Genomic DNA, 23702 nt, shown 5'->3' with positions numbered 1-23702 from the left:
AGCCGGATGTGGGGGGGGTACGATGTCGGAAATCGTTCACCCCATCGTGCGCCAAGGATCCCGTCAGGCTGGCACCCAGGCTCCGTTCCCAAGCCTCCTCTCCGCGGCCTCCGCGCCTCCGCGTGCCCATTCCTGCCGCGTGGATACGGCTCCATCCCTGCGACCCGCCACTCCCACTCCACACCGTACCCACCCTCCCAAAATCGTCGGAACTTCCGTGCATATGCACGCTATTTCCGTTCATTCGCCCCCCTCCTCCGCCCGAGCCTCCATCCCCTCCCTGCAACCCGCCACTCCCACTCCACACCGTACCCACCCTCTCAAAATCGTCAGAACTTCCGTGCATATGCACGCCATTTCCGTTCATTCGCCCCACTTCTCCGCCCGGGCCTCCATCCCCTCCCTGCAACCCGCCACCCCCACTCCATACCGCACCCACACTCCCAAAATCGTCGGGACTTCCGTGCATATGCACGCCGTTTCCGTTCATTCGCCCCATTTCCTCGCCGCGCCCAGGCTCCCGCGATCCGTCATCACCCTTGCGCACCCCTGATGCCGCCCATTAGGCTGTTCCATCCCCAAGGCCGGACCATGAAACCCGGCAACCTCACCATGATGCCCCGGTCCACCTCCTGGCGCTCCTTCGCCCTGCTCCTCGCCTGCGTTCTCCCTGGCTTCACTCCGCCGTGGAACCTTCAGGCCTCCGATCTGCCCGGAGCGACCGCGCCCGTCAGCTTTCACCGACAGATCCGACCCATCCTTCAAGCCCACTGCGTCGGCTGCCATCAACCCGCCAAACCCCAGGGCGGCTACGTGATGACCGCCCACCGCCTCCTCCTCACCCCGGGCGACAGCGACGAAACTCCCGTCGTCCCCGGCCAACCCGCCGACAGTTTTCTCCTGCGCCAGATCACCCCGGTCAACGGCGTCGCCGAAATGCCCCGCGGCAAACCGCCCCTTCACCCGCTCGAACTCGCCACCGTCCAACGCTGGATCGCCGAGGGCGCCCACGACGACTCCCCGCCGGAGGCACCCACCTACGACATGGAGCATCCGCCCCGCTACTCCAGCCCCCCCGTGGTGACCGCCCTCGACTTCTCCCCGGACGGACAGTTCCTCGCGGTCGCCGGGTTCCATGAAGTCCTTCTCCACCGCGCCGACGGTTCCGAAATCGTCGCCCGCTTCGTCGGCTTGTCCGAGCGGATCCAGTCGATCCGATTCTCCCCCGACGGGCGCTGGCTGGCCGTGGCCGGCGGGCAACCCGCCCGCATGGGCGAAATCCAGATCTGGGATGTCGCCCGCCGCCAGTTGCGCACTTCCGTCGCCGTCGGTCACGATACCGTCTATGGCGTGGACTGGTCGCCCGACAGCCAGTGGGTGTCGTTCGGTTGCCCCGACAAGACGGTCCGCGCCATCGAGGCCACCTCCGGACGCCAGATCCTCCAGCAGATGGCCCACGAGGACTGGGTGCTCGGAACCGCCTTCTCCACCGATGGGTCCCACGTCGTCTCGGTCGGGCGTGACCAGAGCGCCAAACTCACCGAGGTCGCCTCCCAACGCTTCATCGACAACATCACCTCCATCACCCCGGGCGCCCTGCGCGGCGGCCTGCAGGCGGTCGCCCGCCATCCCACCCGCGACGAGGTCCTTGTCGGTGGCGCCGACGGTCAACCTCAGATCTACCAGGTCTTCCGCCAGGCGGCCCGCAAGATTGGCGACAACGCCGCCCTGCTGCGCGTGTTCCCACCCGTCGAAGGCCGCATCTTCGGCGTCGCCTACCATCCTTCCGGGGACTTCATCGCCGCCGCCACCAGCCTCGATTCTCATGGCGCCGTCCACCTCTATTCCGCCCGCTTCGATCCCACCCTCCCCCCCGCCCTCCTCAAGGCCTACGAAAAGACCAGCGGCGAATACACCGCCGAGGAACGCGAAGCCATCCGCACCTTCACCACCGCCGATGTCGCCCTCGCCCATCGAGTTCCCGTCTCCTCCGCCCCGGTGTACGCCGTCCGGTTCAGCCCAGACGGCCAACGCCTCGCCGCCGGCACCGGCACGGGGGTGATCCTCCTGATCGACGTCGCCTCCGGCATCCTCACCACGGCCTTTGCCGCCGCCCCGCTCGACGATCCAACCCCCGCCGATTCCGCCCATCCTCTTCTCGCCGCCACGTCCGCCGCGGAGACCGGCGATGCATCTCCCCCGCAACCCGCTGCCGAATCCCTTCCCGCGGACGCCCGGGTCGTCGCCCTGATGGTCCAGCCGAACGCGATCCAACTCCCGAGCCGCAACGACCGCGTTCAACTCCTCGTCACCGCCCGCCTCGATTCCGGCGACGAGGTCGATGTCACCCGCCTCGTTTCCTTCGAACCCAACCCCCCCCCGGGCCACCGCCTCGAAATCTCCCCCACCGGCCGCGTCGCCGCCCATCCCGACACCACCCGCCCGGACGCCGCCTCCGCCTCCCAACCCTCGGGCTCCCTCGCCATCCGCCTGGGCAATCTCGCAATCACCCTCCCCGTCGCCATGGACTGGGCGCATCCCGGCTTCGAGGCCGACTTCATCCGCGACGTCAACCCCGTCCTCGCCCTCCTCGGCTGCAGCGCCGGCACCTGCCACGGCGCCCAGGACGGCAAGAACGGCTTCAAACTCTCCCTCCGCGGTTACGATCCCATCTTCGATGTCCGCGCCATCGCCGACGACCTCGCCGCCCGCCGGGTGAATCACGCGTCGCCCGAGGAAAGTCTCCTGCTCCTCAAGGCCACCGCCTCCGTCCCCCATGAAGGCGGCCAACGCACTCCCGCCGGTTCCCGCGACTACGCCATCCTCCGCCAGTGGATCGCCGACGGCGCCCGGCTCGACCTCGGCACCCCGCGCGTGACCTCGATCACCCTGCACCCCGAGAACCCCGTCATCCCCCTCGAAGGCGCCCGCCAGCAGTTCCGTGTGGTCGCCACCTACGCCGATGGCCGGACCCGCGACGTCACCGCCGAATCCTTCATCGAAACCGGCAACGCCGACGTGGCCGGCACCGGCGGCGGCGGCCTGATCACCGCCCACCGTCGCGGGGAAGCCCCCATCCTCGCCCGCTACGAAGGCAGCTACGCCGCCACCACCGTCACCGTCATGGGCGACCGGTCCGGCTTCGAATGGACCGAACCCCCGGCCCACAACCGCATCGACGAACTCGTCGCCGCCAAATGGCGCCGCCTCAAAATCCAACCCAGCGATCTCTGCACCGACGCGGAATTCATCCGGCGCGTGTCCCTCGATCTCACCGGGCTTCCCCCCACCGCCGACCAGGTCCGGCAGTTCCTCGACAATCCCCGCGACCGCCGCAGCAAGCGCGAGGCCCTGATCGAACGCCTCCTCCACAGCCCCGAGTTCACCGACCACTGGGCCAACAAGTGGTCCGATCTCCTCATGGTGAACCGCAAGTTCCTCGGCGAGGAGGGTGCCCGCCTCTTCCACGACTGGATCCGCGACGCCATCGCTTCCAACACCCCCTACGACCGTTTCGTCCACGAACTCCTCACCGCCACCGGCTCCAACCGGGAACAACCCGCCGCCTCCTTCTGGAAAATCCAGCGCGACCCGGCCGAGGCCATGGAATCCACCACCCACCTCTTCCTCGCCACCCGCTTCAACTGCAACAAGTGCCACGACCACCCCTTCGAACGCTGGACCCAGGACCAGTACTTCGAACTCGCCCAGTTCTTCGCCCGCATCGACCGCTCCAAGGATCCCGCCAGCGGCGACCGTCGCGTCGGCGGCTCGGCGGTGGAAGGCTCCACACCCCTCTTCGAGATCATCAAGGACCGCCCCGAAGGCGGCGTCCCCCACGAACGCACCCGCCAAGCCGTCGCCCCATCCTTCCCCTTCACCGTCCCCTCCGTCGCCACCGATCCCGACGCCTCCCTCCGGCGCCAGCTCGCCGACTGGCTGACCGCCCCCGACAACCGCTACTTCGCCCTCAGCTACGTCAACCGCCTCTGGGGTTACCTCATGGGCGTCGGCCTCATCGAACCCCTCGACGACATCCGCGCCGGCAACCCGCCCTCCAATCCCGAACTCCTCGAACACCTCACCCGCGAGTTCATCGAAACCGGCTTCGATACCCGCCACATCCTCCGGCAGATCTGCCGCTCCCGCACCTACCAGCTCTCCATCGACTCCAATCCCTGGAATGCCGACGACACCCTCAACTACTCCCGTGCCCTCCCCCGCCGGCTCCCCGCCGAAGTCCTCCTCGATGCGGTGTACCAGGTGACCGGCGCCACCCCCAACTTCCCCGGCGCCAAGCCCGGCGTCCGCGCCGCCCAACTGGTCGATGCCGCCGTCGATGTCCCCAGCGGCTTCCTCGCCAACCTCGGCCGCCCCGCCCGCGAAAGCGCCTGCGAATGCGAACGCAGCAATGACCTCCAGCTCAGCGCCGTCATGGCCCTCCTCAGCGGCCCCGCCGTCTCCGATGCCGTCCACGACCCCGACAACGCCCTCGCCCGCCTCGTCCGCGAGGAAGCCGACGATCGGCGCCTCGCCGAACACCTCTTCCTCCGCGTCCTCAACCGTCCCGCCACCCCCGACGAACTCGCCGCCGTCGCCCGCCACACCGCCGCCCTCGAACACGAACACGCCCTCCTCCAATCGTCCCTCGCCGACGCCGAATCCGCCTGGGCCTCCCGCCACCCCCTCCTCGAACGCCAGCGCCTCGAAAGCATGGCCCGCGCCGAAAACGCCCTCGCCGCCCATCTCGTCGAACGCGCCTCCAAGGTCGCCGCCGCCCAGCGCGAACGCCACGAACGCATCGCCGCCGCCGAGGCCACCGTCCAGACCACCCTCCCCGCCCTTCAATCCCGCCTCCCCGACTGGGAATCCACACTGCCCGCCGAACGTCGTGCCACCCGCTGGACACCCCTCGATCCCAAGTCCTTCCAGGTCGGTGGTTCCGCCCGCCTCCAGAAACTCCCCGACGGCTCGATCCGCTCCACCGCCAGTGTCGGCGAACTCCCCAACTACGTGGTCACGGCCGACACCGCCCTCGCCGGCATCACCGGGTTCCGCCTCGAAGTCCTCCCCGATGCCCATCTCCCCAACTTCGGCCCGGGCCACAAGGACGGCGATTTCATCCTCGCCGAACTCCTCGTCGATACCGCCTCCCGCTCGAACGCCAATCAGTTCACCCGCGCCCGCATCGCCGACGCCGCCGCCAGCACCGCCGCCCCCGGCCTCGATGTCCGCCAGACCTTCAACGGCATCCGCGAACAGGGACGCCGCGACGGCTGGAGCATCGGCACCGAAACCGGCCGTCCCCACTGGGCCTCCTTCGCCTTCGATCAACCCGTCGGCGACACCAACGGCACCGTCTTCCGCATCACCCTGGTCCACGCCTACGAAGCCCCCCACGAAGTCGGCCGCTTCCGCCTCTGGGTCACCACCGATCCCCAGCCCACCCTCGAAGGTCTCCCCGCCGAGGTCGCCGCCATCCTCGACGTCCCGGCCCATCGCCGCACCCCGGCCCAGACCGACCGACTCCTCGCCTACCTCCGCACCCAGGATCCCGCGCTCCTCGAACGTGATTTCCGTCTCGAACTGGCCCGCCTCCCCCTGCCCCAAGACCTGCGCCTCCAGGAACTCGAACAGGACCTCGCCCGCGCCAGCCGTCCGGTCCCCGTCGATCCGGCCCTCCTCCAGTTGCGCCAGGATGTCGCCCTCAGCGCCCGGCAACTCCGCGACCGCCGCCTGACCGCCGTCCAGGACGTCGCCTGGGCCCTCATCAACACTCCCGCCTTCCTCTTCAACCACTGATCCCCAACCCCCAACCCCCCCCAGCCCTCCCATGATCCACCTCCCCGGCGGCACCTGCTCCGATCTCTGCGACGCCGAAGCCCGCATGACCCGGCGCGACCTCCTGCGCCTCGGCGGCTCCACCCTCCTCGGCCTGTCCCTCGGCCAGTTGCTCAACCTCTCCGCCCGCGCCTCCCAATCCCCCCACGCCGGCGGTCCCGGCTGGGGCCGCGCCAGGAGCATCATCATGCTCTACCTCCAGGGCGGACCCAGCCACATCGACCTCTGGGACCCCAAGGAAAACGTCCCCGACAAGATCCGCAGCCCCTTCCAGCCCATCCCCACCCGCATCCCCGGAGTCCATTTCACCGAACTCCTCCCCCACCTCGCCCGCGTCAACGACCGCTTCACCATGATCCGGTCGATGAGCTACACCCCCAACGGACTCTTCAATCACACCGCCGCCATCTACCAGATCATGACCGGCTACACGACCGACAAGGTCTCCCCCTCCGGTCAGCTCGAACCCCCCAACGCCCGCGATTTCCCCAACTTCGGCTCCAACATCGTCCGCCTGAAGCCCGCCACCGAGCCGATGCTTCCCTTCGTCATGCTCCCCCGGCCCCTCCAGGAATCCAACGTCGTCGGCAAGGGCGGCACCGCCGGATTCCTCGGCCGCGCCTTCGATCCCTATTACCTCTTCCCCGAGGGCGACGACATGGACATGTCCAAGATGGACCGCATCAAGACCGATGATCTGAAACTTCCCCAGGAGGTCTTCGCCCACCGCCTCGACCGCCGCGCCCGCCTCCGCGACGCCCTCACCGCCTCCATGCCCCGCCTCGAAAAGGCGGTCGAACACTACGACCTCGACGAATACTACCAGCGCGCCCTCAGCCTCATCATCTCCGGCAAGGCCCGCGAAGCCTTTGATCTCCAGCGCGAACCCGACGCCCTCCGCGACCGCTACGGCCGCAATACCTTCGGACAAAGCTGTCTCCTCGCCCGCCGCCTCGTCGAGGCCGGCACCCGCGTCGTCGAGGTGGTCTGGCCCAAGGTCGCCAATTCCGACAACCACTCCTGGGATGTCCATGTCGGCCTCTACGAACGCATGAAGAACCAGGCCGCCCCCATGCTCGACCAGGGCCTCAGCACCCTCTTCGAAGACCTCGACCAGCGCGGCCTCCTCGACGAAACCCTCGTCGTCGCCATCGGCGAATTCGGACGCAGCCCCGAAAAAGGCGTCAGCACCTCCGGCAACAGCAACAGCCCCGACGGCCGCGATCACTGGCCCTACTGCTACACCTCCGTCATCGGCGGCGCCGGCATCAAGTCCGGGTACGTCCATGGCCAGTCCGACAACACCGCCTCCAGCCCCGTCTCCGACCCGGTCCATCCCACCGAACTCCTCGCCACCGTCTATCACGCCTTCGGCATCGATCCCGAAACGATCGTGTACAACCACCTCAACCAGCCCCGCGAACTGGTCAAGGCCGCCGCCGTCCCCCGCCTCTTCGCCTGATCGTCATACAAATTTCCGGGGCCCTGGTGTCTATTGGCCGAAGTGCACCCGGAAGGATCCCAGGGCCCCCATTGGGCCGAGCCGCTTTACGACGCCGCGGCCGCCGAACTCATCCTCTATGGCCGCGCCCTCGGCCTCGGCCATGCCGAGTCCGAGGACGTCCTGCACGACACCTTTCGCGCCCTCCTCCGGCTCCCCCATTCCCCCCGTGAACCCAGGTTCTACCTGGTCCGCACCTTCCGGAACCGCGCCCTCAACCATCGCCGCTCCCTCTGGCGCCGCCTCGGTCGCGAACGCGAATCCCTCCGCTGGTTCGACACCCCCGACGCCATCGCCCCCGACGAGGCCGCCGCCCTCGCCGCCCTCGGACGCCTCCCCGCCGAACAGCGCGAGGCGATCGTCCTGAAGATCTGGCACGCCCTCACCTTCGAGGCCATCGGCGACCTCCAGGGTGTATCCCCCAACACCGCCGCCGGACGTTACCGCTATGGACTCCAGAAACTCCGACAAGTCCTCCCAGGTCCCTCCCATGAACCCCGTTGCCCCACTCGAAGCGACCCTGCGTGGATTCCGCCCACGCCCGCCCTCCCCGAGCCTTAAAGCCGCCCTCTTCGCCCCGCCCCGGCGCCCCCATCCCCACCCCCGCCCAATGCCATCCGCCTGGTTCGGATCCTGGCTGGCCCCCCTCACCGCCTCGGCCCTGGTGCTGCTCTCCCTCGCCTCCCCCTGGATCACCCGCGATCCCCTCGCCGAATCCTCGGTCTCCCTGGCCGCCCTCGCCGCCTTCGGAGCCTCCGGCACCGACCCCATCGCCCGCAACGCCCCGCCCGCACCCAGTTTTCGTTCGACAAACGATGGCGGCCTCGCCGCACACTTCGGATCTCTGCTGATTCGGCAGACCAACGTTTTCGCACGCTGATCTATGGCCACACCCAAGTCCGACGCCAAGGCACGCACCCCAGCGCCGGCCTCCAAATCCCGCAAACCCGGAGCCCCCTCCGCCGAACCGCCCCCGCCCGCGGTGCCCGTGCCCCTCTTCCGGCGCTCCGACTGGTTCGCCTTCCTGATCACCACCGCGATCATGCTGGTGGCCTACCTCTGGACCATGGCCCCGGACGTGACCCTCGAGGACAGCGGGGAACTGGCGGTGGCCTCCTACTATGCCGGGGTCCCCCATCCCCCGGGCTATCCCGTCTGGACCCTCTACACCTGGCTGTTCACCGTCCTCATCCCCTTCTCCAACATCGCCTGGCGGGTCACCGTGTCCTCGGCCGTGGCCGCCGCCCTGTCCACCGGGATCATCGCCCTCATGGTGTCCCGCGTCGGCAGTTTCCTCGTCGATTCCATCGACACCCGCCGCCAGATCGAGGCCCGCCTCCACCAGGCGATCACCGTGGTCACCGCCATCGTCAGCGGCCTCCTCATGGGCTTCAACGGCTTCATGTGGAGCCAGGCGGTCATCGTCGAGGTCTATACCCTCAGCGTCCTCTCCCTGGTCCTCACCCTGGTCTTCCTCCTCCACTACGTCTATGCCCCGGCCCAGCGTCGCTACCTCTACTGGGCCGCGTTCATGTTCGGCATCGCCTTCACCAATCACCAGACCCTCATCGTCGCCGCCATGGGCATCGAGGTCCTCATCGCCATGGCCAACCGCAAGCTCGGCCGCGATGCCTTCCTCGCCAACAGCCTCATCTACCTCGCCGGCCTCGGCCTCATGGCCGCCGGAGGCCTCGAAAGCCTCCGCGAAAGCCCCGCCCTCCTCCTCATCTTCAACCTCGTCGGCATCGGCTCCATCCTCGCCTGCGGTTACCTCGCCGTTCAAACCGGCGCCCTCGGCACCGAAATCGTCCCCGCCGCCATCTCCCTTGGCATGTGGGCCCTCGGCGCCGCGTTCTACTTCTACATGCCCCTCGCGGGCATGACCAATCCCCCCCTGAACTGGGGCTACCCGCGCACCTGGGACGGCTTCGTCCATGCCTTCACCCGGGGCCAGTACGAGAAGACCAATCCCTCCCTCGAAGCCGGCCGCCTCTTCGACCAGGTCCTCATGCTCTTCGAGGGCGCCGTCGAGGAGTTCAACCTCGTCTATCTCCTCATCGCCCTCGTCCCCTTCCTCTTCTGGGCCCGCCTCCGCAAGAACGAGAAGGGCTGGATGATCGGCCTCACCGCCATCTACATCTGCCTCGCCTTCCTCCTCCTCTGGCTCCTCAACCCCAACCCCGACCGCACCAGCCGCGGCCTGATCAAGGTCTTCTTCACCGCCTCCCATGTCGTCATCGCCATGGGCGTCGGGTACGGCCTCGCCCTCCTCGCCGCCAGTCTCGCCGTCGAATACCACGCCTCCCGCCGCTGGACCACCCTCGCCTCCGCCGGGGCCGTCGGCATCGCCGTCTTCGTCGGCGCCGCCACCTTCGGCTGGATCGAACTCTTCGCCCCCAATCAGCCCGCCTACTTCTTCGGCATCGGTCCCACCGACTCCTTCGTGGACCGCCTCGCCAGCCTCTTCGCCCTCGGCCTCGCCGTCGCCGCCCTCACCCTCCTGGTCCGCAACCCCCTCCAGGCCCCCCTCCGCCCCCTCCTCGTCCTCTTCGCCCTCCTCCCGGTGAAACCCATGCTGTCCCACTGGGCCGACAACGAGCAGCGCGGTCACCTCTTCGGCTACTGGTTCGGCCACGACATGTTCACCCCGCCCTTCAACGGGCCCGACGGCCAGCCGCTCTTCCCGGAGATGACCCGAAATACCATCCTCTTCGGCGGTACCGACCCCGGCCGGTTCAATCCGACCTACATGATCTTCTGCGAAAGCTTCACCCCCCCCCGCAAGAAGCGCGATCCCGACTTCGACCGCCGCGATGTCTATCTCATCACCCAGAACGCCCTCGCCGACGGCACCTACCTCAGTTACATCCGCGCCCACTACAACAAGAGCGCCCAGGTCCCCCTCGACACCCCCTTCCTCCAGGAAATGCTCCGCAGCCGGCGCGAACGCGAACGGGCCCTCTACACCAACGGCCTCGCCCGTGCCGTCGCCCCCCTCGACCGCCTCCTCTTCCGCTTCGGGGACGCCGTCGAAACCCGCCGCCGCGCCGGCTCCTCCTGGCTCAAGCCGGATCACTTCACCGATGTCCCCCAGCTCGCCGCCCGCCTCCGGGAAGGCCCCGACCGCGACCCCTTCGCCGCCCATCTATCCGGCCTGCTCTCCCAGAAGACCCGCGACCGCCTCGCCTCCGGCGCCTCCGAACGCCGCCTCGCCTCCGCCCTCGCCTCCGATCTCAACCGCCTCATCAAGCATGAGTTCCAGGCCCGGCGCCGCCTCGATCCCGAACTCGATGCCCTCCCTCCCGCCGACCGCCCCGGCCGTCGCCAGGCCTTCGCCTCGCAACCGGATTCCCTCTACCGCGCCGATCTCGTCGCCCAACTGCCCCTCTCCACCGACGTCCGGCGCCTCGTCGCCCAGGACCTCTCCACCGCCGCCCGCATCCGCATGGGCCGCCGCATCCTCGAGGAAGCCTTCCCCGGCCTGATCGCCCCCTCCCTCGGCGGCGTGTATCCCGAACTCGAAATCCACACCCCCACCCCGGAGGAATCCGCCCGCTGCTACAACGACTACATGACCGACGCCTTCCAGCGGAAAAACCTCAACCAGCTCCGCCCCGGCGAGGACGTCCGCGAGGTCAATGGCCGCGTCACCGTCGCCGGCCAGGTCGCCGTCATGTCGATCAACGCCCTCCTCTGCCGCGTCATCTTCGACCAGAACCCCGATCACGATTTCTTCATCGAGGAGAGCTTCCCCCTCGAATGGATGTATCCCCACCTCACCCCTCACGGGATCATCATGAAGATCAACCGCGAACCCCTCGCCCGCCTCGACGAGGATACCCTCCAGCGCGACCACGCCTTCTGGCGCCAGTATTCCGAACGGCTCATCGGTGACTGGATCGACTACGACACCCCCGTCCAGGAGATCTGCGACTTCGTCGAGCGCGTCTATGTCCGCCGCAACTTCACCGGCTTCAAGGGCGACCGGAAGTTCATCCGCGACGACAACGCCCAGAAGGCCTACTCCAAACTCCGCAGCAGCATCGGTGGCGTCTATGCCTGGCGCGTCAACAACGCCAGGTCCCTCGACGAACAGCAGCGCATGATCAAGGAGGCCGACTTCGCCTTCCGCCAGGCCTTCGCGTTCTGCCCCTACAGCCCCGAGGCCGTCTTCCGCTACGCCCAGATCCTTTCCATGGTCGGCCGCATCGACGACGCCCTCCTCATCGCCAACACCGCCCTCCGTCTCGACCCCTTCAGCGCCGCCATTGTCCAGCTCATCAATGACCTCGAACGGATGCAGGGCAGCGCCACCCAGTACGCCCTCGCCCGCCAGCAGTTCCAGCAGCAGGAGGAGATGTTCCGCACCAACCCCGCCAACGTCGCCAACGCCCTCGCCCTCGCCCAGACCTACCTCGACAACCAGCTCGTCAACCAGGCCACCCAGGTCTTCGCCAGCGTCGTCGCCCAGCTCGAACCCGGATGGCGCGACGCCCCCACCAACCCCACCACCGGCTCCTACCTCGCCGCCGCCTACCTCCAGCTCCGCCAGCCCATCCGCGCCAAGATCGTCCTCGACCAGTTGATCGATCTCCCCGGCGTCGATCCCAACACCCTCATCGCCGCCGCCCAGACCTACGCCCAGCTCAACGACGGCGAACGCCTCGAACGGACCCTCGCCAAACTCGTCCAGGCCGCCCCCAACAGCGCCGAAGCCTGGTACGACTACGCCGGCGTCCTCGCCACCCTCCAGAAACCCAACGACGCCCTCCCCGCCCTCGCCAAAGCCCTCGAAATCAGCGACACCCGGCGCCTCACCGATCCCAACGCCAATAACCTTCGCACCGTCGCCTCCGGCGATCCCCGCTTCGCCCCCCTCCGTTCCCTCCCCGAATGGCGCCGGCTCGTACCTTGATTCCTCAGGATGCTCAAGGCGATGGCAGGCCAGCCATACCGCCACCGTGCATCCCGGAATTGTCGGTGAGGAGGCAGCAGATCGGAGGGACGAGCTCCGCGAGTCCTCATCCCAACGCACCCCATCGTTGCGGCCTCGTTGAACCCGGCCCTCCGAGGCGATGCTTCGCGAAGTTCGCGCCTCCACCCACAACTCCGGGATGCACCGATACCGCCAATCCCGGAATGCACCCCTTCAGCGACCCGTCAGCCCCGGCCATTCCGCTTCACAAATTCCACAAACCCCTCCGCCTGCGCCTTCAACCGCGCATTCAAATCCGCACTCTTCAACCGCCCCTCCCCGTCGAGTTCCTCATGGACCCGCGGGATGAACACCCGCTCGGGATAGAGGTACGCATTCCGGTACCCGAAGATCGCCTGCAACTGCTCCACCGGCCGCAACGCCCCCCACAGCCCCGCCGCCACCCCGGTGAAACACACCGGCCTCCGCTCGAAACTCTCCGGGAACTTCAGCATGTCGATGAAGTACTTCAGCACCCCAGGAAAACCCCCGTTGTATTCCGGCGTCACCACGTGCAGCCCGTCCGCCCGCAGCACCGCCTCCCCGAACGGCCCGAACGACGCCGGTTTCTCCGCGTACGCCGTCGGCAGAAACACCTCCAGCGGCAGTCGCGCCAGATCGATCACCTCCAGCGGCACCCCAAGCTCCCGATAATGCCCCTCGAGAATGGCCGCAACCTTCCGCGTGTTGCTCCCGGGACGGTTCGTTCCCACCAGTAACGTCATCATGCGGCCCGCATCATGGGCCCCCGTCCCCGTCAGGCAATCCCGTACCCCGCCTCCCCCGATGCCCCCGGGCACCCCCATCGTCCCCGCACCGCCAAAACCGTTGGGTGTACACGCTTCAGCGTGAGCCTCCCAATCCACCCCGACACCCCATCGCCAGCACACCCATCGTCCCCGCACCGCCAGGACCGTTGGGTGTACACGCTTCAGCGTGAGCCCCCCAAACCACCCCGACACCCCATCGCCCGCGCCCCCATCGTCCCCGCACCGCCAGGACCGTTGGGTGTACACGCTTCAGCGTGAGCCTCCCATTCCACCCGACACCCCATCGCCCGCGCCCCCATCGTCCCCGCACCGCCAAAACCGTTGGGTGTACACGCTTCAGCGTGAGCCTCCCAATCCACCCCCCGCACGACTCGTACTCAGCCCGAAGGGCGGTACTCGTCCTCGTCCTCGATCCCGCAGATGCACCCCTTCGAGGGTCGCCTTGCGGCGGGTGCGATGCGTTCGATCGTGTTCGGACGTCCCATTCCGCATGCGAACTGGGCTGGGCGAGTACGATTACGATTACGATTACGAGTACGAGAGGAACCCGGGCGCATCTCCATGGTGTCGGAGATGCGATCGGTCGAGGGATACGACGAGGGGCCCGTCGCCGTCGGAATCGAACCGGAACGACCTCCGGGGATGCGCGAAGCTTCCTGCCTCCTGTCGATACCGATTCCGATCACGATTTCGATTTCGATGGAACGTGACGGGTGAACAGGGCGCACGGCGCCGCGACGGGCCCTGACACCCCCGCCATCCCTCGCACCAACGCGGCTCCCTCCCTACCCCGTATTGTTCCCCCCTCTGATCGAAGAAACCCGGAGGGTTTCCAGACATTAGCCGGGGGTCGAACCCCGCTCCGCGGGTTCGACCCCCGGAACGATTGCCTCCCCCCGTTCACGACCCCGCGAGGGGTCGCAGAGACCAGTCCGCAGGAGGTTCGGTCAGACACGGCCTCCCAAGCGCTTGGTTGGCGGTCTTCCAATCGGCATCGGCGTCGGGGTCGGTATCGGTATCGGTATCGTCTCCTCCGACTCGATTCCCGCCCGGCACCTCACGAACCGCACTCCCCCGCTGTCCCCCCTTCGTTTGCATGCCCGAGAACCCATATCCTCCCTTTCGATTCCGATTCCGACCCCGACCCCGACTCATGGGCCAACGACTGGGTGAGCAGAAATCCGAGCACGAGAAGCCGCAAAGCCGGGGTGCAATGCGATGTGGACTCGCAAACCTTCCTCCTCCCCGTCCCACCGCCCTACCGGAAACCCGTCCGGGCCGGATTGCCCCGAAACAGCGGCCATGGCGCCCCCGCCAGCCCGCCCTCGATCCGGAAGGCATGGAGCCGGCCATCCCCCGCCCCGACATACAACACCCCGTCGGTCAGCACCGGCGACGAATCGAATTCCCACGCCGCCTTCCCCTGCCACAGCAACTCCCCCCGCGGACTGACCGCGTGCAACCGCGCGTCCCGGGAACCGATGTAGATCGTTCCATCACTCCCCAACGCGGGCGATGACCGCACCTGTCCGTCGGTTCGATACCGCCACAGGAATCCTCCGCCCGCGGCGATCGCGTAGAGATGCCCATCCGTCGAGCCGATGTACACTGTGCCATCCGCGCCGATTGCCGGAGACCCCGCGATCTCCGCCTCCGTCTGGAAAACCCAGTTCGGCGTGCCCGTCGAATCCAGCGCATACACCCGGCCGTCCATGCCCCCGAAAACAATCAAGCCATCCGCGCCCAGTCCGCAGGACCCCGCAATCCCGCTCTCCACCTCAAACTCCCACCGGATCCCTCCCTCCACATCGACGGCAATCAGCCTGCCTTCCGGCCCCCGGGTTCCCACATACAAGACCCCGTTCGCGTCCAGCACAGGCGACGCCACGATCGGCCGGCTTCCGAAATACGCCCACCGGACTTCCCCCGCAGCGGAGACGGCGTGAAAGACACCGTCCTCGGAGCCGAAATACACGTTCCCCAACGTGTCCAGCGTCGGTGAGGAGGCGATCGGCGCACCGGCGTCATATCGCCACAGCCTCTCTCCCGAGTCACTCAACCGGTACAGATACCCGTCGCCCGATCCGACATGGAGGCTCCCGTCCCCTCCCACCGCGGGCGTCGCGGTCACCCGCGAGTCCGTCTCGTGGACCCAATTCAACCGGCCGCCCGGGCTGACGCTGTAAATCCGCCCGTCCTCGGAACCGAAGAGGATGCTCCCTTCCGCACCCAATGCCGGCGAGGACGCAATCCGATCGTTCGTCTTGAATGTCCACAAACGGTCCCCGGGGCCCCGGCCGCATCCACCGACGAGGCCTGCCAGCAGCAGGCCCGTGACGACCAGGCTTCCCCAACCCCGCACGCGCGGCCGATCAGTACCCATTGAGCAGGCTGCCATCCTCCGGGCAGTTCGTGCCGCTGGTCATGAAACTGTCGCGAAGGGCCTTGGCCGTCTGCCGGCGTGTGATCCACCGGGCGTGCCCATCCGCGAATCCCCAGTTCCACCCCTTCCGATCGTGGTTGTCCGTCCGGTCCGGACAATTGTTCGCCCCGCTGTCGTCGCCATCCAGCACCAGCACGATGCTCGAAACCCAGGGTGCCACCGTCTGCGGGGTCTTGCGGACGTTGTGTCCCGCCGGGGCCGGACCGGTCTCGTAAAACCCGAAGTACTCGTAGCTGTGACCGCCCCGGTCATCGAGGCGCCCCACCGCATTGACATCCAGATCGCGGATGCGTCCCAGCCGGTCTCGAAGCTCCGTCCGGATCACATTCCGGGTCGCCGGGCAGAGGAAGGATCCCACGTTCGACACGTACCGCGGGTAAAGCGACTGCGGCGCCCCGTCGTCGCCGATATCCCGCGTGTAATAATACCAGGTCGGAAAATCCTCCTCGTAGAGGAACATCCCGACCAGTTGCTGCTTCAGGTTGTTGAGGCAGCCCGTGCGGCGTGCCCGCTCCTTGCCGCTGGCCAGCGCCGGCAGCAGCATCGAGGCCAGGATCGCGATGATGGCGATCACCACCAGAAGCTCGATGAGCGTGAACCCCGGCCCTCTCCCCCGTTCGCGTGAGGCAGTCATCCCGGTAGCCGGTTAGGGTACCTGAACCAGTCGCCAGTAACCGGCCGATCCGGCGGGCAGCGGCCCCGTCCAGACCGCCCCGGTCTGGCCTTCCGCCACCAGGACCCAGTTCGGCGACGACAGACTCTCCGTCATCTGAACCGAGTAGGGCGTGCCGCTGGCGTTTTCGATGGTCAGCGCAATGCCGGCCTCCGTCAGCGCCACCCCGGCAATGCGCAACCCGCCCGGCCCCCCCGCCGGCTCCAGACCGTACACCGTCATCCGGGAGTAGTGCGCGTGGTTCGATCCCCAGCTCGCCAGCCCGAATCGGCCGCCCTCCCGCGCCGCACTGTCCGTCCACCGCCAGGTCACGGTCTCGTCCGGACGATCCACCGGGCGCACCACCAGGTGATAGGTGCCCCCCACCGAAGCGAACCACACCTCAAACGGCTCGCCCGGCACATACACGAACGAATCGTCGCCCACCACGACATCCCGCCACTGCCCGCTCTCGCGTCGCGTGACGTTCAGCCCCTGCGGCACCCGCCCCGCCGCCGTCGCCTCGCTGACAAACAACACCCGCGCATAGTTCTCCGGGTCCACCAGGTCATACACAAACCCGATCCCGTCGTCATCGAACGGATGAAGGCTCATCTCGATCAGGTAATTCCCCGTCCCGGGAGCGGGCCCCGCCAGAACCGGACCCGCGCCATCCCCACGCAGTGTGTCAACGCCGCCGCTGGTGCTCCCGAAGGCGCTCGACCGCTCGACGATCGAACCGTGCGCCGACATCTCCCAGTTCCCCGCCACCCCGTCCGTGACCACCGGTTCCCAACCCGTCGGCAGTTCGCCCGGCAGCGCCGCCTCGTTCCAGTCCTCGCTCAGCACCGTCTCGCCGCCGACCCGCACGGCGAAGGATTCGATCAAGGCACCGTTCGCCACGGGATTGAGATCCGTCGGACTCGATCCTCCCTGCTGCCCCCACACCCCCACCCCGGCACGCCCCGACGTCAACTCGGCGTCGCTGAACGCAAACACCCAGTCCTCGGTCCATTCGGGCGGATCCAGCAGCGTGTCCCAACCGCTGGCCCGCACCTCGAAGTCCGGACCGCTCGCCGTGATGCCGATCCGGACCCGCTTGTAATACGACACATCGAACGGATCCGTCGCGAAGCTCTCGTCCCGCAGCAATTCCGTGAAGGTGTCCCCGGACCGCTTCTGCACGCTCAGACCGAAGGGCGCCCGCCACGCCGCGTTGTTGGCCTCGGCGCTCACCGTGACCCGGTAGTAGTGCCGATGATCGCCGTACCGGATGAACACGGTGTTGCCATCGTTGTCCCCAACGCTGAACACCGCCTCGACCGTGTAGTCCCTCCAGTCCGGATTCCACAGCTCCTCCCGCACCACCATGGTCGGCCCGTCAAACGACGCGTTCGGCACCAGGTTGTCCGCCCCCCACCACGCCGCATCGTCAGCCCCGCGGAACTGGTTCGAGTTCTCCCAAGCCCCCCGGAATCCCATCCCGAAATCGGCAACCACCCACACCCCGGGCAACGACGGATCCCGCTGCGCATTCATCAACGGCGTCGGACGGATCGGGCTGTCCGCCAGCCGCGGTTCCGCCACCAGCGGATTCGTCCCCAGCCAGTACTCCTCCCGGTTCGTCCGCCCGTCCCCATCCGGATCGCCGTCCGGATCCACGTCGAGGCTGCCGAAGTGACTCAGCTTCCACGCATCCGGCAGTCCGTCCCCGGCCGTGTCCACCTCGAATCGCGCCGTCAATGCCAGCGGACGGCGGCCGGTGATCGTCAGGTTCGCGTTGCGCGATGCCACATCCCCGCTCCAGCCCGTGAAGACAAATCCCGGACCCGCTTCCGCCTGGATCGAGTTCGTCCGCGCCCCGACCAGCCACGCTTCGCCACCCGTCACTTCCACACCGTTCACCACCACCCGGCCCGTGCCTTCCTGCGCAATCGCAGCCCGGTACTCGGTCTGCCACAACCACTCCAGCCGCGAAAACCGGTCCATCGTGAACGTCACCGTCCCGCCCGTCCCCGACGCCGGCACCGAACCCAGTCCGCGCCACCCCGCTGGAGTTCGCCGCACGCCAGGCTGCGCCTCCGTCGGACTCGTCACCGAGGCGGTCACCTCCGTCCCGATCGCGTAGGCGTGCAATCCTGGCGCCGGCGTCGCCGTCCCAACGGCGGACTCCACCATCAACGCCTCCCCGCTCACTTCATGAACCCGAACCCGATCCACCTCCGTGCCCGCCATCCTCGCCCCGCCGCCCACGAAGTTCTGCGCCCAGCTCAGAATCCCAATCCGCCCCGAATCGACCGTCCCTCCGTCGATCGAGTACGGCCCGAACAAATGCGCCCGGGCCTGATGGCCGTCCGGATCCTCGATCAACAACACCTGCAGCCGGTTCCCGGAAATCGAGATGTGCAGATCCAGCGGAACGCTGATCGGAGGAATGAACGCCGTCTCCTCCGCAATCTCCGTGAACTCGCCGTTCACCGCCTTCTGAATCGAGAGACCCGTCTTCACCCCGATCGTCGAGGCCTGCCGCCGCATCGCCAGCCGGTAGAAGTTCCGCTCGTCCTGAAACCGGAACACCGCCCCGAACCCGTCGTCGTCGTGCGACTGCACCCGCATGCTGTACACGTAGTCCGTCCACGTCGGCTCGCCGCCGACCAGCACGATGCCCGGGAAATCCACCCGGTTGAAATCCGTGTTGCCCGCAAAGGCGTCGCTGTTCTCGATCAATCCGGTCGGCCCTCCCGCATGCACCCCGAGTCCCCACAGCGGGACCCCGCCGTTGCCCGAGCCCAGCACATCGTTCCCATCCTCCGACGGCGTGATCAGGGGCGTCCATCCCTCCAGCCGGTCCGGCCCTCCCGCCAGCGCCGTCGGGGAAAGCTCCGGATCGCGGATCCGAAACCCGGTGGGAACCCCGCCCCGCTGCCCCCAACTGAACAATCCCACGCGCCCCCCCACCGGCGTCGGCAGTTCCCCCGCGTCCACCAGCGGATACTCCGCCGCAAACCCCTCCGGATCCTCGACCACCGTCAGCGTCAACCGCTGGTTCGCCACGGCAATCACCACATCAAACGGAATCCCCGCCGTGTTGACGAATGTCGGCACATGGTCCGGCATCCCACCCCCGAACAGGTCCGTGATCGCCCCGCCCTCCATCCGATCCACGCTCCACCCCGTGAACGGCCATCCCGTCCGGTTCTGGCGGGCAAAGGTCACACGATAAAACGTGGTCTCCCCCTGATACCCGAAGATCAGCCCGAACCCGTCGTCATCCCCCGCGATCAGCCTCGCCCGGTACGTGAATGCCTCCGGCGCCACCGTGTCGTTGATCAGCATCACCGCCGTCCGTGTCGTCGAGGCCGTCGCCGAATCCGTGTAGATATTGCTCTGCTCCACAAACCCCCCGTCCACGATGTCGTACTGCCACAGTCCCGGACCATCGATGTAGTTCCCGGGCGGCTGCACATAGGTCCATCCCGGAATGCCCCGGCGAAAGTCCTCCTCGAACAGCAGGGTCGCCGGTGCCGCCTGCCCCTGAGCCACCGACAGCAGGGCGAGAACGACGATCCGGGACCACAGATGAAGTTGGGTTGTGGGCTGCGCCTTCATGAACGGGATCGGTTCTACCGGCCCTTCCCGGTTCGCGGCAAAGCCAATCGACGGATGATTGACCGGAGGGCGCTGATGTTGCCTTGCCGTGACATCCCCGCCACCGGGAGCGACCCGACGGCTCAGCTCCCCTCCACCGGCGGATGCACCCGCGAACCGCCCCCGGTGATCGGAACCGCCAGCGCCTGACCCGCCACCGACCGGATGTGGAGGTCGCGCTGCGGGAAGGCGATCTCAATGCCCGCCTCCCGAAACGCCAGGTCGATCTTCGTGTGCAGCTCGTGACGCGCCCGCGTCAGCTCGCTGATGTGCGGCAGGAACACCCGCAGGATGAGGTTCAACGCGCTGTCCCCGAATTCGTTGAACACCACCGAGGGCGCCGGATCCTGCATCACCGCCGGATCCTCCCGCGCCACCCGCAGCAGGATCGCCTCGGCCTTCCTCGTGTCCGAGCCGTACGCAATCCCCACCGGAATCACCAGCCGCAGCACCGGATCCGAAAGCGTCCAGTTCACCACTTCCCCGGTGATGAACGCCTTGTTCGGGATGATCAGTTCCTTGCGGTCCCAATCCACGATCGTCGTCGCCCGCATCCGGATCTTCGCCACCTGCCCGCTGGTCTTGCCCACCGTCACCGTGTCCCCCACCCGGATGGGTTGTTCGAACAGGATGATGATGCCGGAGATGAAGTTGGCGACGATCTCCTGCAGACCGAACCCGATACCCAGCGTGATGGCCGCCACCAGCCACTGAACCTGCGACCACCCGATGCCGATCGCCCCGAAGGTGAGTATCGTCCCGATCACCAGAATCCCGTACCGGGTCAGGGTCACGATCGCGTACCGCCCGCTCGGCTCGAGCGGCAGCTTCTGCAGCACCATGATTTCCAGCAGACCCGGGATGTTCCGGCTCACCACCCCGATCAGCATCGCGATGATCAGGCACAGGATCAGGTTCTTGACCGTGATCACCCCCGCCTCCGCCGTCGGATCCGGTCCCGCCAGTTGCGAGATGTCCGACTGATCGAAGGGCCGCGCCGGCTCCTGGAACGGCGGCGGAATCCGGCTCGCCCAGTCCTTGCCAATGATCGCCTCGATGGGCTGCGTGGTCACCACGCTCTCCCGCACCTCGAACTTCGGCCACACCACCAGCCGGTCCAGCATCCCCAGCGCCGGCAGCATCTGCGACCAGACAATCCAGATCCCCAGAATGAAGCCGAAGATGATCAGTGTCCGGACCACCTTGCGCGTCTGCACATTGATCGCGCCGAGATCCACCTTCACGTCCTCCACCGCGATCGTCCCCGCCTCGCCGGGAGTCCCCGGCATCGCATCCCGGGCTTCCTCCTTCGCCGCCTCGCGCCGCTTCCGGGCCTCCTCGATGGCCAGCTTGCGCTTGGCGATGAACAGCCACCGCAGCGCCATCTCGTTGACCACCACCAGGCTGATCGCCATCCCCACCGTCAGCAGAAACCGCCCCTCCAACTGCCGCGCCGTATAGAAGAATCCCAGCCCCGCCAGAATCGCCAGGGTCAGCGGGACCGCCACCGCCATCGGGTACCAGACGTACTGCAACCGCTCCAGCCAGCGCCCGCGGCTGTCGGCCACCATCTGCCGCAGGATCCCCTCCTCCGGCCGCAGCACCCGCGCCACGAACACCGCCACCACCAGCATCCCCGCCATGAACGCGCCCCGCGCCAGCACACTCTCCCCGGTTCGCACACTCAACCCGTCCGAGGCCGCCACCACAAAGGTCAGCGGCACCAGCAACGGCTGAATCCACAACAGGTTCCTCCGGAGAATCGTCCGCGTGTCCTCCCGCCACCGAAAATGGCTCCGGGCCAGTCCGCTCTGCCGGATCACCTGAAACACCATCCCGAACAACAGCAGCACCGCCCCCGCATGCAGCAACCCCGAGGCCACATGCTGCGCAAAACTCCCCGCCTCGATCGCGTTCGCCGCCCTCCACGCCAGCCACCACAACACCGCCGGCCAGAACAACGCGTTCAACAGCGAATACCCCGCCACCTCGACCGTGTAACCGTACCGGTCCGTGGTCCATTTCGAGACCCGCTCCGCCAGCAGCGTCATCCGGTCCCGGATCCGCCGCCGCCGAGTCATCCACACCACCAGCACAATCAGCGTCACAATCCCCGGCAACGGATCCTCCCGCAGATTGTGCCACACCACCCCCAGCAGCGTCCGCCACTCGCCCGGATCCAGCAGGTCCCACAGGAGATCCAGCCCCCGCCCGATGTCCCGCAAATGCACCGGATCCATGCTGCGCACCCACAGCACCCGCTCGTCGATCACCCGCCGGTACTCCCGGTTCAACGCCAGCAGCGGATCCAGCGCCGAGGCCACCCGGATCAACTCCCGCTCCGCTTCCTCGAACGTTCCAATCAACTCCCCGTACAGACTCCGCTGCTCCGTCAACCGCGCCTCCAGCTCCACCCTCAACTCCCCACGCAGACTGTCCTCCGTGTCCGCGGGCAGCTTCGCCAGCCGCGCGTCCCGCCCCGCCTCCACCGGCGGCAGCCGTCGCATCTCATACTCCCGATTGAAGCGCTCCCGCTGCAGCCGGCTGATCTCCCGCCGGATCGGTCGTTCCCCCCCGGTCAGCACCCCGACCTCCGGCAACTCGTCCCGCCGCGCCCGCAACCTCAAATCCGCCAGTCCCGCCTCCGTCGCCAATCCCAGACGACGCCGGTCCTCCTCGTAAAGCGGCGCCAGCTCCAGCAACCCCGCCTCCACCTTCCGTCCCCATTCCTCGTACTGCTGGATCTTGGCCAGCAGCTCCCGACGCCGCTCCGCCAGTTCCACGTTCGATTCCGCGATCTCCCTCAGAAGCGGGTGCGCCAGGGCCGCCGCCCGCCGCGCCTCGAACGCCTGCCGCTCCGCCTCCTGCGTCAAACGCCGGTCCACCTCCACCCGCCACCCCCGCAGCGCCGCCTCCCGCACCGCAATCCGCCGGCTGGCACGCTCCAGCCGCAACGGCATCAGGTCCGCCCGCGCATCGTAGTTCGCCAGCTCCCGCCGCAACGCCTCAACCTGCCGCTCCAGCTCCCATTGCTTCGAACGCCGCTCCACCGCCTGCGCCCGCGTCAATTCCACCGCCTGCCCCGACGGCGGCGTCGCCGCCAACGCCTGCCTCAAATCCTCCAACCCCGTGCCCGCCGCCGCCAGTTGCACCGGAACCTCCGCCCGCCGCCGCGCCCGCTGATCCCGTTCCGTCTCCACCGCCGCCAGCCGCTCCCGCGCCGCCACCAGGTGCGCCTCCGCCTCGTCCCGCCGCTGCCGCAACCCGTCCAGCGTCGCCCCCGCCGGCACCTCGATCGTCTCCTCCGCCATCTGCGCCAGATCCTGCCGCACCGCCTCCCGCTCCCCGTCCGCCGCCAGTCGCAACTGCTCGAACCGCTGCCCCTCCTCCTCCCACTTCTGACCCGCCGCCAGCCAGCTCAGCGCATTCGTGTAATACCCCAGCACCTGCTGCTGAATCCCCGCCTCCAGATCCGTCCGCAACCGGATCGCCTCCTTCTCCGCCCGCACCCCGTCCACCGTCGGCGGCGGCACATTCGTCCCGGCCACCCCCCCACCCGTCGGCCCCGGCGCCCCGCCCGAGCCCCCCCCGACCTGCGCCGACACCCCCCCACCCAGCAGCGCGCATAGCCCGCCCAGCGCCAGCCATCGAACCCCCCGCACCACCCTGCTCATCCGCATAGCCTCGTCCTCATTGCCCCGCCAGATTGACCGCATCCGCCCCTCCGTGGCAACCGACGCCGCTTCATCTCGAACTCGAAATCGCTCTTGGCATCGCCCCGGCCGCCCATCCCCCATTCGGGGTATCCCGCCAATAAAGGATGGCCTGCGCACGCCCCCACCCGCAGAGAATACGGGCTCCACCGTGTCCCC

At 67.8% G+C, this 23702-nt stretch carries 10 protein-coding genes; 5 read left to right on the top strand and 5 right to left on the bottom strand.

Translation table 11 applies throughout. The features are described from left to right. The first annotated feature begins 591 nt into the window (after window positions 1–591). From KF833_13965 to KF833_13945, 5 genes are all read left to right on the top strand, one after another. Window positions 592–5802 carry a DUF1549 domain-containing protein gene (locus tag KF833_13965; GenBank protein MBX3746408.1) on the top strand — a complete coding sequence of 1737 codons (5211 nt, stop codon included), beginning with the start codon at window positions 592–594 and terminating at the stop codon, window positions 5800–5802. Window positions 5803–5833: 31 nt separating this feature from the next. Further along, window positions 5834–7303 (top strand): DUF1501 domain-containing protein, encoded by a 1470-nt coding sequence (locus KF833_13960; protein ID MBX3746407.1) that lies wholly within the window; start codon window positions 5834–5836, stop codon window positions 7301–7303. Between the two features lie 162 nt (window positions 7304–7465). Further along, the gene (locus KF833_13955; protein MBX3746406.1) at window positions 7466–7903 is read left to right on the top strand and encodes a sigma-70 family RNA polymerase sigma factor; all 438 of its coding nucleotides are present in this window, start codon (window positions 7466–7468) and stop codon (window positions 7901–7903) included. 49 nt (window positions 7904–7952) lie between these two features. Further along, window positions 7953–8222 (top strand): hypothetical protein, encoded by a 270-nt coding sequence (locus tag KF833_13950; protein ID MBX3746405.1) that lies wholly within the window; start codon window positions 7953–7955, stop codon window positions 8220–8222. 3 nt (window positions 8223–8225) lie between these two features. Further along, the gene (locus KF833_13945; protein MBX3746404.1) at window positions 8226–12257 is read left to right on the top strand and encodes a DUF2723 domain-containing protein; all 4032 of its coding nucleotides are present in this window, start codon (window positions 8226–8228) and stop codon (window positions 12255–12257) included. Window positions 12258–12502: 245 nt separating this feature from the next. Here KF833_13945 and KF833_13940 read toward each other — a convergent pair whose 3' ends face one another. From KF833_13940 to KF833_13920, 5 genes are all read right to left on the bottom strand, one after another. Then, window positions 12503–13045, bottom strand: a complete 543-nt coding sequence (locus KF833_13940; GenBank protein MBX3746403.1) for an NAD(P)H-dependent oxidoreductase — start codon at window positions 13043–13045, stop codon at window positions 12503–12505. A gap of 1300 nt (window positions 13046–14345) precedes the next feature. Further along, window positions 14346–15470 carry a PQQ-binding-like beta-propeller repeat protein gene (locus KF833_13935; GenBank protein MBX3746402.1) on the bottom strand — a complete coding sequence of 375 codons (1125 nt, stop codon included), beginning with the start codon at window positions 15468–15470 and terminating at the stop codon, window positions 14346–14348. Beyond that, window positions 15460–16164, bottom strand: coding sequence for a type II secretion system protein (locus tag KF833_13930; protein ID MBX3746401.1), 705 nt, complete (start codon window positions 16162–16164; stop codon window positions 15460–15462). The genes KF833_13935 and KF833_13930 overlap by 11 nt, the downstream gene beginning before the upstream one ends. Before the next feature lie 12 nt (window positions 16165–16176). Next, on the bottom strand, window positions 16177–19791 hold the full coding sequence (locus KF833_13925) for a hypothetical protein (GenBank protein ID MBX3746400.1): 3615 nt from the start codon (window positions 19789–19791) through the stop codon (window positions 16177–16179). A 122-nt stretch (window positions 19792–19913) separates the two neighbouring features. Further along, the gene (locus tag KF833_13920) at window positions 19914–23504 is read right to left on the bottom strand and encodes a mechanosensitive ion channel (GenBank protein MBX3746399.1); all 3591 of its coding nucleotides are present in this window, start codon (window positions 23502–23504) and stop codon (window positions 19914–19916) included. Window positions 23505–23702 lie beyond the last annotated feature (198 nt).

This window comes from Verrucomicrobiia bacterium, from assembly GCA_019634625.1.
Lineage (GTDB): Bacteria > Verrucomicrobiota > Verrucomicrobiia > Limisphaerales > CAIMTB01 > CAIMTB01.
This window is presented reverse-complemented; position numbering and strand designations above follow the sequence as displayed.

Excerpts from the sequence above, each read along its gene's own strand:
- KF833_13965 (MBX3746408.1), top strand. The coding sequence starts at position 592 with ATGAAACCCGGCAACCTCACCATGATGCCCCGGTCCACCTCCTGGCGC.
- KF833_13960 (MBX3746407.1), top strand. The coding sequence starts at position 5,834 with ATGATCCACCTCCCCGGCGGCACCTGCTCCGATCTCTGCGACGCCGAA.
- KF833_13950 (MBX3746405.1), top strand. The coding sequence starts at position 7,953 with ATGCCATCCGCCTGGTTCGGATCCTGGCTGGCCCCCCTCACCGCCTCG.
- KF833_13945 (MBX3746404.1), top strand. The coding sequence starts at position 8,226 with ATGGCCACACCCAAGTCCGACGCCAAGGCACGCACCCCAGCGCCGGCC.
- KF833_13940 (MBX3746403.1), bottom strand. The coding sequence starts at position 13,045 with ATGATGACGTTACTGGTGGGAACGAACCGTCCCGGGAGCAACACGCGG.
- KF833_13935 (MBX3746402.1), bottom strand. The coding sequence starts at position 15,470 with ATGGGTACTGATCGGCCGCGCGTGCGGGGTTGGGGAAGCCTGGTCGTC.
- KF833_13930 (MBX3746401.1), bottom strand. The coding sequence starts at position 16,164 with ATGACTGCCTCACGCGAACGGGGGAGAGGGCCGGGGTTCACGCTCATC.
- KF833_13925 (MBX3746400.1), bottom strand. The coding sequence starts at position 19,791 with ATGAAGGCGCAGCCCACAACCCAACTTCATCTGTGGTCCCGGATCGTC.
- KF833_13920 (MBX3746399.1), bottom strand. The coding sequence starts at position 23,504 with ATGAGCAGGGTGGTGCGGGGGGTTCGATGGCTGGCGCTGGGCGGGCTA.